The sequence below is a fragment of the Nonomuraea sp. NPDC049625 genome (genome assembly GCF_040675285.1).
Taxonomy (GTDB): Bacteria; Actinomycetota; Actinomycetes; order Streptosporangiales; family Streptosporangiaceae; genus Nonomuraea; species Nonomuraea angiospora_A.
Map to the genome: position 1 here is coordinate 474637 of NZ_JBFAOQ010000002.1, position 12223 is coordinate 486859.

The 12223-nt window shown below is 70.3% G+C and carries 6 protein-coding genes; 4 read left to right on the plus strand and 2 right to left on the minus strand.

Translation table 11 applies throughout. The features are described 5' to 3' along the window. Nucleotides 1-364: 364 nt before the first annotated feature. Nucleotides 365-1909, minus strand: coding sequence for a bis-aminopropyl spermidine synthase family protein (locus AB0J87_RS09595; protein ID WP_363963782.1), 1545 nt, complete (start codon nucleotides 1907-1909; stop codon nucleotides 365-367). A 1579-nt stretch (nucleotides 1910-3488) separates the two neighbouring features. Between AB0J87_RS09595 and gltB the strand changes: the two genes are divergently transcribed. Together gltB and AB0J87_RS09605 are read left to right on the plus strand one after the other, a co-directional pair. Continuing rightward, entirely contained in the window at nucleotides 3489-7994 is a 4506-nt protein-coding gene (gltB, locus tag AB0J87_RS09600; protein ID WP_363963784.1) for a glutamate synthase large subunit, read from the plus strand. A gap of 15 nt (nucleotides 7995-8009) precedes the next feature. Next, nucleotides 8010-9488 carry a glutamate synthase subunit beta gene (locus AB0J87_RS09605; RefSeq protein ID WP_363963786.1) on the plus strand — a complete coding sequence of 493 codons (1479 nt, stop codon included), beginning with the start codon at nucleotides 8010-8012 and terminating at the stop codon, nucleotides 9486-9488. Nucleotides 9489-9528: 40 nt separating this feature from the next. On the opposite strand, the gene AB0J87_RS09610 is transcribed toward AB0J87_RS09605, so the two are convergent. Next, nucleotides 9529-10359 carry a helix-turn-helix transcriptional regulator gene (locus tag AB0J87_RS09610; RefSeq protein WP_363963788.1) on the minus strand — a complete coding sequence of 277 codons (831 nt, stop codon included), beginning with the start codon at nucleotides 10357-10359 and terminating at the stop codon, nucleotides 9529-9531. 93 nt (nucleotides 10360-10452) lie between these two features. On the opposite strand from AB0J87_RS09610, the gene AB0J87_RS09615 reads away from it, so the two are divergent. Both AB0J87_RS09615 and AB0J87_RS09620 read left to right on the plus strand, forming a co-directional pair. Next, nucleotides 10453-11514: an aldo/keto reductase gene (locus tag AB0J87_RS09615; protein WP_363963790.1), complete on the plus strand. Its 1062-nt coding sequence runs from the start codon at nucleotides 10453-10455 to the stop codon at nucleotides 11512-11514. A 111-nt stretch (nucleotides 11515-11625) separates the two neighbouring features. After that, entirely contained in the window at nucleotides 11626-12207 is a 582-nt protein-coding gene (locus tag AB0J87_RS09620; protein WP_363963792.1) for a TetR/AcrR family transcriptional regulator, read from the plus strand. Nucleotides 12208-12223 lie beyond the last annotated feature (16 nt).

A 12223-nucleotide genomic window follows, 5' to 3' on the forward strand; every position in this document is an offset into this window, starting at 1 on the left:
CCGCGACGGTGGCCAGGGCCAGCGACTGCGATGGGGACCGCCACGATGATCAGGACAGCGATCGCTACAGGCGACCGTGACGGTGACCCGCCACGGTGACTAGGACAGCGACCGCAACCCGCGCCCCGGGATGTTGACCGGAGCGGCGACTGCCACCCGCGATGGTGACCGGGACCCGCGACTTCGGCGGCGATCAGGGCGACTTGCGGCATTGGCCCGCTGCTGGCCTCGACCTCCACTGGACTCCACCTGGCTGGACTCCGTCTAACTGGGCCCGGCCTCGGCTGGACTTGGCCGTGGCGCATCGGCCTGGCTTTGGCAGTGATTGGACGTCCTGACCCCTCGGAGGGCGGGGTTTCCCGGGTCAGGTGGTTGTGGTCAGGGCGGAGATGGTTGTGGTGACTGCTTCGGGGAGGGCGGACAGGCGGTGGAGGGGGGCGTCCAGGGGGGTCAGGGCTTCCGACCAGGGCGCGGCTTCGGCGATGAGGGTGCGGGCCTCGTTCTTGGTCAGGGTCGAGCCTTGGGTACGGGCCACCGCGATGAGGGCCTCGCGCCATGTGTTGGCCAGCTTGGCGTGCCCGTTGTCCAGGATCCTGCGCAGTACCGAGGCCGCGTCGCCGGGCGGTTGTGGCAGGCGTACGGCGTCCAGGACGTCGCCGCCGGCGCTCAGCTTGTAGACGGTGGACAGCACGTCAGGCAGCGGCGGGAGGTCGGAGCCCACGACGCGTACGTGGGAGGCGCGGGTCGCCAGGAGGATACGGGGGAGGGCGGCCTCCAGGCCCGGGGGCAGGGCCACGGCCACGCGGTCCAGGGTGGCGGCGTACGGCTTGGAGAGCCAGGTCGAGAGCCGGACCCGGGGCTCGGTGAGGTCCTTGGGCCACTCGCCCACCAGCAGGTCGGGGTCGAAGCCCTGGATGGCCTCCTGCGGGGCTGAGAGGGCGGTATGGGCGCTTTCGACCGATTGTGGGCCTTGGGTGTAGATAGTGGTGGTTTGACGGCTCAGGCGGGACGTCACGGCCGGGCGCGTCTTGGTGGTGGGGCGGAGGATGTACATGTCGGCGGCCGAGCCGATGGCTTCTGCCCCGAAATATCGGTTGAAGTCAGGATAGATGGCTTCGTAGGCGAGGTTGAGGTCCGCCAGGGCCTGCTGGACCTTGAAGGCCAGCATCGGGGTACGTTCGCTGGCTCCGTACGCGAGCAGGATGCGGCCGTTGTCCGTCAGCGCCTCGGCGGCGCGCGCCACGAACAGGCCCGTGCCCTCCGGCGTGTACGGCGGGTCGGTGAGCGCGAGGTCGTGGTCCCGGGCGGACGCGGGCAGGCCGAGGCGCAGGTCGGCCCAGCGGGTGCGGACGCCCAGGCGCTGGGCGTCGATGTACGCCAGGATGCGCTCGTCGATGTCGACCACCGTGACGTCGGTCTCCGGATGGATCAGCTTGACGGCCAGCGAGGTCAGGTCGTGGTCGCCGACGCACAGCAGGCGCGTGCCGGGGAGCCAGAAGCGGGCGCCGAGCAGCAGCGCCCGCCTCAGGATCGTTTCGGGGGTGGCCGAGACGTGGTCGAGCACGTGGCGGGCGCGCGGAGCCCGGGCCACGAGGTCTTTGAGGCGAGCGAGCTCGGAAGCGTAGTGGGGGAGCAGGTGGGCCACCGGATCCTCCGGCGGCGGGGCCAGCGCGAGGAGGTCCTGGTAGTCGTTGGTGTGGGTCAGCGGGATCCGGAACGCCTCGCCCTTCCGCTCCAGGGGGAGCTCGCGCAGGAGGGCCTCGACGGTACGCCTGGACGTGGCGGTCTCCCTGACCAGGTCGGCCAGCGTCCACCACTGGGCATCGCACAGGAGGGTCAGGGCGTGCCGCAACCGCCTGCTGTCCGGCCCTGCCTCCGCAAGCAGGCGCTCTACCCCGTCACGCTCCATCAGATCCGCGCGGACTCCGCTGCCTGCCTCGGCCGGCGGAGGAGTCCGCGCTCCCTCCCTCCAGATTTTGTCGGCGCATGCCGATAGCGTGATGGTCTCGTTACTGAGGGTGGGAGGTGGTGATGCACGGATCGTCCGCGTTCCTGCTTTGCCCCACCGGTGAGCAGGCGTATGGCGTGATCGATCGGACCGGGTGCGACGTCGCGGGTACGTCTGGATCGAGATTGAATGGATCGATCCTGGACGTGGGTCGGGGGGTGTTGGTGACGGTGCTTGTGCACGGGGCTGCCGGCATCTCCCGTGTGTGTTCTCGTCGCTCGCACTGTGCGCACGTCGATGTCGACGGCGATGTCGATGTCGGTGCGTCGATCGAGCTTCGCGACGCTGCGCAGGCGGCTTGGCGAGAAGCCGCTCCCTTCGAGGAGCGGAGGAGTCACGAGGGCAACCCTATCGAGGTACGAGGGTGGACAGCCCGAGCGCGTGTCCGTGCGAGGCGTCGGTGTCCCCGGCCCGGCCACCCGTCCGTGCGAGGAGGTGGCGTCCGTGGCCCGGCCATGTGCCCGTGCGGGGAGGCGGCCCTGCTCTCTCGCGGTCATGGCGTGAGCGGGTGGCTCGGCGGTGGGGAAGGTCTGGGCAGGTGGGTTCGGCGGTGAGGGTCCGAGCGGGTGGTTCCGTGGTGAGGGAGGTCGTCGCGGAGTTGGCTGGCGTCGCGGAGTTGGCTGGGCGTCGCGACATGTGGTGGCAGTCAAAGCGGGGTGGCTGTGGTGGTGGGTGGGAGTCATGAGGGCCGTGGGCGGTGGCGCGGGGGTGAGGCGGGGGAGTGATCGCGGCGGTGTGCCGGCTGAGGAATGGCGGGTTGTGGTGGCTCGTGGGTAAAGCGGTGGGGCGATTGCGGCGGCGCATCGGGTGAAGAGCGGGGGATGGTGGCAGGGCGTGGGTGAAGCGGGGGAGTGATCGCGGTGATGTGCTGGCTGAGGAACGGCGGATTGTGGTGGCTCGGGGGTGGGGGCAGTGGGTTGTGGCGCGCGTCAGGTGGGGAGCGGGGGATGGTGGCGGGGCGTGGGTGAGGCGGGGGAGTGATCGTGGCGATGTGTCGGCTGAGAAGCGGGGGATGGTGGTGGCTCGTGGGTAGTGCGGTGGGTGATTGCGGCGGGGCGGCGGTGCCTCAGGTGAGTGGCGGGGGGAATGTGGCAGGGCTTGGGTGGGGTGGTGGAGTGGTCGTGGTGGCGGGTGGGTGAGGTGGGCGGGTGATCGGGGCGGCGCGGGGGTGAAATCTGGGGGTGGGCGGGGTGGTGTGCGGGCGGATTGGTCGGGTTGGGGTTTGGGCGGGGGGTGGAGTGGGGACGAATCGCTCCCCATGCCGTAAATCGTGGACGTGTAGCGGGAATTTCTTTGCCTACGTCCGGGGTTTGGGATAGGGAGTTCGGATGCTGGGATAGGGCCCAATGTTCGCAATGCGGACGTGCCGGGCACCATTCCGGCAGCGTGCGGTAACCTCTACCCACGATATGCAGCAGGGCCAACGTCGTCCCCGCCTGTAGCGCAGTTAGAGACAGACGATGACGACGGGAGGGATTAAATGCCTGCTGCCCACCTCGGGTTCCCCGAGCCCCAGGGCCTGTACCACCCCGCCAACGAGCATGATGCCTGCGGTGTCGCCATGGTTGCCGACGTCGCTGGACGCCGTGGGCACGGGATCGTGGTCAAGGCGCTGACGGCTCTGTGCAATCTTGATCATCGGGGGGCCAAGGGTAGCGAGCCGGACACCGGCGACGGAGCCGGGATCCTGACGCAGATTCCCGATGGGTTCTACCGCGCGAGCGTGCCGTTCGCGCTTCCCCCGGCCGGCGCGTACGCGACCGGCATCGCCTTCCTGCCGTTCGACGAGCAGGCCAGGGGCATCGCCACCGGCCTGATCGAGGAGATCGCGGCCGAGGAGGGCCTCACCGTGCTCGGCTGGCGCGAGCTGCCGGTCGACCGCGAGCTGCCCGGGCCCAGCGCCAGGGCCGTCATGCCGCACTTCGCCCAGCTGTTCGTGACCGACCCCGAGGGCCGGGAGGGGCTGGAGCTCGACCGGCTGGCGTTCTGCCTGCGCAAGAGGGCCGAGCACGAGGCGGACGTCTACTTCCCCTCGCTGTCCGCCAGGACGATCGTCTACAAGGGCATGCTCACGCCCGACCAGGTCGAGCCGTTCTTCCCCGACCTGAGCGACGAGCGTTACGAGACGGCGATCGCGCTGGTGCACTCGCGCTTCTCCACCAACACGTTCCCGAGCTGGCCGCTCGCCCACCCGTACCGCTACATCGCCCACAACGGCGAGATCAACACGGTCAAGGGCAACCGCAACTGGATGCGGGCCCGCGAGGCGATGCTGGAGTCCGCCCACATCCCGGGCGATATTTCACGACTTTTCCCCATCTGTGACCCAGATGGCAGCGACACCGCCAGCTTCGACGAGGCCCTGGAGCTCCTGCACATCGGCGGCCGGAGCCTGCCCCACGCCGTGCTGATGATGATCCCGGAGGCGTGGGAGAACCACACCGAGATGGATCCCGCGCGCCGGGCCTTCTACGAGTTCCACTCCTCGATGATGGAGGCCTGGGACGGCCCCGCGTCGATCACGTTCACCGACGGCACGCTGGCCGGCGCCGTGCTCGACCGCAACGGCCTGCGCCCCGGACGCTTCTGGGTGACCGCCGACGGCCTGGTCGTGCTGGCCTCCGAGGCCGGCGTGCTGGACTTCAAGCCCGAGGACGTGGTCAGGAAGGGCCGCCTGCAGCCGGGCCGCATGTTCCTCATCGACACCGCCCGCGGCAAGATCATCGAGGACGACGAGATCAAGGCCGAGCTGGCCGCCGAGCTCCCGTACGAGGACTGGCTGCACGCGGGGCTCGTCCGCTTCGAGGAGCTGCCCGCGCGGCAGCGGGAGATCCCCACGCACGAGGCGCTCGTCAAGCGGCAGCAGACCTTCGGCTACACCGAGGAAGAGCTGCGCATCATCCTGTCGCCGATGGCCAAGGCAGGCCAGGAGCCGATCGGCTCCATGGGCACCGACACGCCCGTGGCCGTGCTGAGCGAGAAGCCGCGGCTCCTGTTCGACTACTTCACGCAGCTGTTCGCGCAGGTCACGAACCCGCCGCTGGACGCCATCCGTGAAGAGCTGGTCACGTCGCTGGCCAGCACCATCGGTCCCGAGGGCAACCTGCTCGACCCGGGTCCGTCGTCGTGCCGCCAGCTCGTGCTGCCGTACCCGGTGATCGACAACGACGAGCTCGCCAAGATCATCCACATCAACGACGAGCACGACCTGCCGGGCTTCCACCCGTACGTCATCAGCGGCCTGTACGAGGTCGCCGGCGGCGGCGAGGCGCTGCTGAGCCGCCTGGAGGAGATCAGGGCCGAGGCGTCCGAGGCGATCGCGGGCGGCGCGCGGATCATCGTGCTGTCCGACCGCGGCTCGTCGGAGACGCTGGCGCCGATCCCGGCGCTGCTGCTGACCGGCGCGGTGCACCACCACCTGATCCAGGAGAAGACCCGCACCAAGATCGGGCTCGTGGTCGAGACCGCCGAGGCCCGCGAGTGCCACCACATGGCGCTGCTCATCGGGTACGGCGCCGGCGCGATCAACCCGTACCTCGCGATCGAGACCATCGAGGACCTGGTCGACACCGGCGCCCTCCAGATGGACAAGCGCAAGGCCGTGCGCAACCTGATCAAGGCGTACGGCAAGGGCGTCATCAAGGTCATGTCCAAGATGGGCGTGTCCACGGTGGCCTCCTACACCGGCGCGCAGATCTTCGAGGCGCTCGGCCTGAGCCAGCAGGTCATCGACTCCTGCTTCACCGGCACCACCTCCCGCCTGGGCGGCGTCGGCTTCGACGTGCTGGCCGAGGAGGTCGCGCAGCGGCACCGCCACGCCTACCCGCGCGCGGAGAACGCCCACCGCAGGCTCCAGGTCGGCGGCGAGTACCAGTGGCGGCGCGAGGGCGAGCCGCACCTGTTCAACCCCGAGACCGTCTTCAAGCTGCAGCACGCCACCAGGACCCGCCGCTACGAGATCTTCAAGGAGTACACGAACCTCGTGGACTCCCAGGCGGAGCGGCTGATGACCCTGCGCGGCCTGTTCAAGCTGCGCAAGGGCGCCTCGATCCCGATCGAGGAGGTCGAGCCGGCCTCGGAGATCGTCAAGCGGTTCTCGACGGGCGCGATGTCGTACGGCTCCATCTCCATGGAGGCGCACGAGACGCTCGCCATCGCGATGAACCGGCTCGGCGGCAAGTCCAACACCGGCGAGGGCGGCGAGGACCCCGAGCGGCTCTACGACGCCACCCGCAGGTCCGCGATCAAGCAGGTCGCCTCCGGCCGGTTCGGCGTCACCAGCGAATACCTGGTGAACGCGGCCGACCTGCAGATCAAGATGGCCCAGGGCGCCAAGCCCGGCGAGGGCGGCCAGTTGCCCGGCCACAAGGTCTACCCGTGGATCGCCAAGACCAGGCACTCCACGCCGGGCGTCGGCCTCATCTCGCCGCCGCCGCACCACGACATCTACTCGATCGAGGACCTGGCCCAGCTCATCCACGACCTGAAGAACTCCAACCCGGAGGCCAGGGTCCACGTGAAGCTGGTCGCCGAGGTCGGCGTCGGCACGGTCGCCGCGGGCGTGTCGAAGGCGCACGCCGACGTGGTGCTCATCTCCGGGCACGACGGCGGCACCGGCGCCTCGCCGCTCACGTCGCTCAAGCACGCGGGCGCGCCGTGGGAGCTCGGCCTGGCCGAGACCCAGCAGACGCTCCTGCTGAACGACCTGCGCGACCGCATCGTCGTCCAGGTCGACGGCCAGCTCAAGACCGGCCGCGACGTCGTCATCGCCGCGCTGCTCGGCGCCGAGGAGTACGGCTTCGCCACCGCGCCCCTCGTCGTCAGCGGCTGTGTCATGATGCGGGTCTGCCACCTCGACACCTGCCCCGTGGGTGTCGCCACGCAGAACCCGGAGCTGCGCAAGCGCTTCAGCGGCAAGCCGGAGTTCGTGGTCAACTTCTTCGAGTTCATCGCCGAGGAGATCCGCGAATACCTGGCCGAGCTGGGCTTCCGCACGCTCGACGAGGCGATCGGGCACGTCGAGATGCTCGACATGTCGGCGGCCGAGGACCACTGGAAGGCCAGCGGCCTCGACCTGGCGCCGATCCTGCACCGGCCCGAGCTGCCCGCGGGCACCGTGCTGCGCAGGGTCGTCGAGCAGGACCACGGTCTGCAGCACGCGCTGGACAACACGCTGATCCAGCTCGCCGAGGGCGCGCTCAACGAGGGCACCCCGGTCACGCTGGAGCTGCCCATCCGCAACGTCAACCGCACGGTCGGCACCATGCTCGGCTACCAGGTGACCAAGCGGTACGGCGGCCAGGGCCTGCCCGACAACACGATCGACATCTCGTTCACCGGCTCGGCGGGCAACTCGCTCGGCGCGTTCGTGCCGCGCGGGGTCACGCTGCGGCTGACCGGCGACGCCAACGACTACCTCGGCAAGGGCCTGTCCGGCGGGCGGATCACCGTCCGGCCGCACGAGGAGGCCCCGCTCGACGGCCACATCATCTCCGGCAACGTCGCCCTGTACGGCGCCACGTCCGGCGAGGTGTTCATCCGCGGCGTCGTGGGCGAGCGGTTCTGCGTGCGCAACTCCGGCGCCACGGCGGTCGTCGAGGGCGTGGGCGACCACGGCTGCGAGTACATGACCGGCGGCCGGGCCGTCGTCCTCGGCCCGACCGGGCGCAACTTCGCGGCCGGCATGTCGGGCGGCATCGCCTACCTGCTCGACCTCAGGTCGGAGCGGGTCAACCGCGAGATGGTCGCCATCGAGACGCTCACCGAGGAGGACGGCGAGTTCCTCAAGGAGACCGTCGAGAAGCACTTCGCGGAGACCGGCTCGCCGGTCGCCAAGGAGCTGCTGGCCGACTGGGACGCGGCGCTGGGCCGGTTCGGCAAGATCATGCCGACCGACTACAAGCGGGTGCTGGCCGCCGCCGAGGCCGCCCGCATCGAAGGCAGGGACATCGACGAGGCCGTCATGGCGGCCGCGGTTCAAAGCTAAGGGAGGCGTAACCGAATGGCTGACCCGAAGGGTTTTCTCACGCACGACCGGGAGCTGCCGGCGCGCCGCCCCGTGGACGTCCGCATCAGCGACTGGCGCGAGGTCTACCAGGACTTCTCGCAGGAGAAGCTGACCAAGCAGGCGGCCCGCTGCATGGACTGCGGCATCCCGTTCTGCCACAACGGCTGCCCGCTCGGGAACCTCATCCCCGAGTGGAACGACCTCGTCTACCGCACCGACTGGCGCGAGGCGATCGAGCGGCTGCACGCCACGAACAACTTCCCCGAGTTCACGGGCCGGCTTTGCCCGGCCCCGTGCGAGGCGGCGTGCGTGCTCGGCATCAACTCCGACCCCGTGGCGATCAAGCGGGTCGAGGTCGAGATCATCGACCGGGCGTTCGCCGAGGGCTGGGTGACCCCGCAGCCCCCGGCCGTCAAGACCGGCAAGCGGGTCGCGGTCGTCGGCTCGGGCCCTGCGGGCCTGGCCGCCGCGCAGCAGCTCACCAGGGCCGGGCATGACGTGGTCGTGTTCGAGCGGGCCGACCGGATCGGCGGCCTGCTGCGGTACGGCATCCCCGAGTTCAAGATGGAGAAGCGGCACATCGAGCGCCGCCTGGAGCAGATGCGGGCCGAGGGCACCGAGTTCCGCACCGGCGTGAACGTCGGCGTCGACATCACCGCCGCCGAGCTGCGCGAGCAGTTCGACGCCGTGGTGCTGTCGGGCGGAGCCACCCAGTGGCGCGACCTGCCGGTGACCGGGCGCGAGCTCAAGGGCGTCTACCAGGCGATGGAGTACCTGCCGCTGTCCAACAAGGTCCAGGAGGGCGACTTCGAGACCGCGCCCGTCTCGGCCGAGGGCAAGCACGTCGTGGTGATCGGCGGCGGCGACACCGGCGCCGACTGCATCGGCACGGCGATCCGGCAGGGCGCCGCGTCCGTCACCCAGCTCGAGATCATGCCGCAGCCGCCGGCGAGCAGGCCCGGCAGCCAGCCGTGGCCGACGTTCCCGATCCTGTTCAAGATGGAGAGCGCCCACGAGGAGCTGGCCGACGGCGGGGGAGAGCGGGTCTACGCGGTCTCCACGACCGAGTTCGTCGGTGACGCCGACGGCAACGTGCGGGCGCTGCGGCTGGTCGAGGTCGAGGGGCCGCAGGGCGGGTTCAAGCCGATCCCGGGCACCGAGCGCGAGATCCCGGCCGAGCTGGTGACGCTGTCGATGGGCTTCCTCGGCCCGGAGAAGGGCTCGCTGCTGCAGGACCTGGCCGAGGTCGGCGGTGACGGCTTCTACGACGCGCGGGGCAACGTCTCGCGTGACAAGACGTACATGTCCAAGGTGGACGGCGTCTTCGTGGCCGGCGACATGGGCCGCGGGCAGTCGCTCATCGTGTGGGCCATCGCCGAGGGGCGGGCCGCCGCCTCGGGCGTGGACCGGTATCTGACCGGGGAGACGGCGCTGCCGTACCCGATCCTGCCGACCGCGCGGCCGCTGGTGTAACTCGAAGAGGCCGGGACCGCTCAGTGCGGTCCCGGCTTTTTCACGCGCATTCGCGGGCGATGGCGTCGAGGACGCGCTGCGAGCCGGCGTCGGCGGCGCGGTAGATGACCAGCCGCTGGCCGGGGGCCTGGATCGGGGCCAGCACCTCGTAGTCGACGGTCAGCGGGCCCTTGACGGCGTGCCGCAGCCGCTTCTGGCCCCGGCCGTTGACCCGGACGTCGCGCAGCGCCCACAGGCGGGCGACCTCCTCGCTGGCGGTGGTGAGCTCGTCGACCAGCTCCGTCAGCGCCTTGTCATCGGGATGGGCCGCCCACGAGGCCCGCAGGTCGGCGATGCCCTCGCGCAGCGTGCGCTCCCTGTCGCGGAAGAAGTCGCGCAGCCCCGGGTGGAGCATGCACAGCCACAGGCTGTTGCGCTGCGCCGGCGGCAGCGTGCCGAAGTCCAGCATCAGCCCCGCCATCTCCGGGTTCCACGCGAGGATGTCGAAGCGGTGGTTGAGCAGCATGGCGGGCAGCGGCGACAGGTCGAGCACGAGCCGCGCCAGCGGGCCCGCCTCCTCCGCGGTGGGCGCCTGCCGGTTGGGGCGCTGGCGGGCCAGCTCGAACAGGTAGGCCCGCTCGTCCTCGCTCAGCCGCAGCGCGTCTGCCAGCGCCTCCAGCACCTCGGCCGAGGGACGCAGCCCGCGGCCCTGCTCCAGGCGGATCACGTAGTCGACGCTGACGCCCGCGAGCTCGGCGACCTCCTCCCTGCGCAGGCCCGGCGTGCGCCGCTGGGCGCGACGGGTGGGCAGGGCGACGTCGCCCGGATCCAGGCGCTCGCGGCGGGTGCGCAGGAAGGCGGCGAGCTCGCGGGTCTGGTCCAGGGTGTTCATCCCTTTGATCCTACGACCCGCCTGCCTGGGAAGGCCCGTCCCAGGAAGGGCCTTCCCTTCCCCCCGGATCCGGGCCCGAGCAGCCTGGATGGCATGACGACTCTTGACACCTACCGCCTGCTCGGCCGCTCGGGACTGCGCGTCTCGCCGCTCGCGCTGGGGACCATGACGTTCGGCACGGACTGGGGCTGGGGCTCGGACAAGGACGAGTCGCGGCGGATCTTCGACACGTACGTGGACCGGGGCGGCAACTTCATCGACACCGCCAGTCAGTACACGGAGGGCACCGCGGAGACGCTGGTCGGCGAGTTCGCGTCGGGGCGGCGCGAGGAGCTGGTGCTGGCCACGAAGTACACCATGGCCAGGCGGGCCGGCGACCCGAACTCCGGCGGCAACCACCGCAAGAGCATGGTGCAGTCGGTCGAGGCGAGCCTGCGCCGGTTGAACACCGACTTCATCGACCTGCTCTACCTGCACGCCTGGGACTTCACCACCCCGGTGGAGGAGATCCTGCGGGCCATGGACGACCTGGTCAGGGCCGGCAAGGTGCTCTACGTGGGCATCTCCGACGCGCCCGCCTGGCAGGTGTCGCGCATGCAGGCCATCGCCGACCTGCGCGGGTGGGCGCCGCTGATCGCCCTCCAGATCGAGTACAGCCTGGTCGAGCGGACCGTCGAGCGGGACCTCATCCCGATGGCGCGGGAGATGGGGCTCGGAGTCATCCCGTGGTCGCCGCTGGCCGGCGGGGTGCTGACCGGCAAGTACGGCCGGGACGACCTCGCCCAGGAGGTCTCCGCCGACCCGTCCGGTACGCGCAAGAACGTGGCAGCGGCCAACGGGTCGCTGACCGAGCGCGCCCTGGACATCGCCGACGTGGTCAAGCAGGTCGCCGGCGAGCTCGGGGTCAAGCCGTCGCAGGTCGCGCTGGCCTGGACGACGCTGAACCCCGGCGTCACGGCGCCCATCGTGGGGGCGCGCACGACGGCGCAGCTGGAGGACAACCTGGGGGCCCTGGACGTGCGCTTCGGCGACGGCCAGCTGGCCGCGCTGGAGGAGGCCAGCCGGGTGGATCTCGGGTTCCCGCACGAGTTCCTGGCCCGGCCGATGCCGCGCCAGGTCATGCTGGGCGGCGTCAAGCTCGACCTCACCCGCTGACCTCCGTGTCCCGAGGCGCCCGCCCGTACGGCGGGCGCCTTCGGCATGTCCAAGGAATTGCACACTCTGCAAGTCTTGCAGAGTGTGCAAGAGTTGCGTACAGTGCAAGGCATGGAGAGTCCGCAGCAGCGTCGAGACCGTCGGCGGGCCGAGAAGCGGCAGGCCATCAGGGTCGCCGCGGTGAAGATCGCGCTCGACGAGGGGATCGAGGCCGCGACCGTGGAGGCGATCAGCGCGGCGGCCGACATCTCGCCGCGCACCTTCTTCAACTACTTCGCCTCCAAGGAGGAGGCGCTCGTCATGGAGCCTCTCTGGCACCCCGAGGAGCTCGTCGGCATGCTCGCGGAAAGGCCCGCCGACGAGCCCGCCTTCCAGTCGCTGAAAACGGTGATGCGGACCTTCGCCGTCCGGAGCCAGCGGATCTGGACGGACATGCAGCCGTTCATGGAGCTGCGCAAGCGCCACCCCGAACTGGCCGCCAAGTCCAGGGCCGCCGACGAGACGAAGATCATGGACACGATCTTCGACGCCGTCAGGAGCCGTCCGGGCGTCACCAGCCCCATCCACGCCAGATTGCTCATCGTCGCGTCGTTCGGCGCCGCCATCTCGGCGATCCAGGAGGCGACGGCCGACGGCGGCTCGGTGGAGGACCTGCTCGAAGAGGCGTTCACGCTGCTGGAGAACGGACTCTGACCCCATAGGAAAGCGG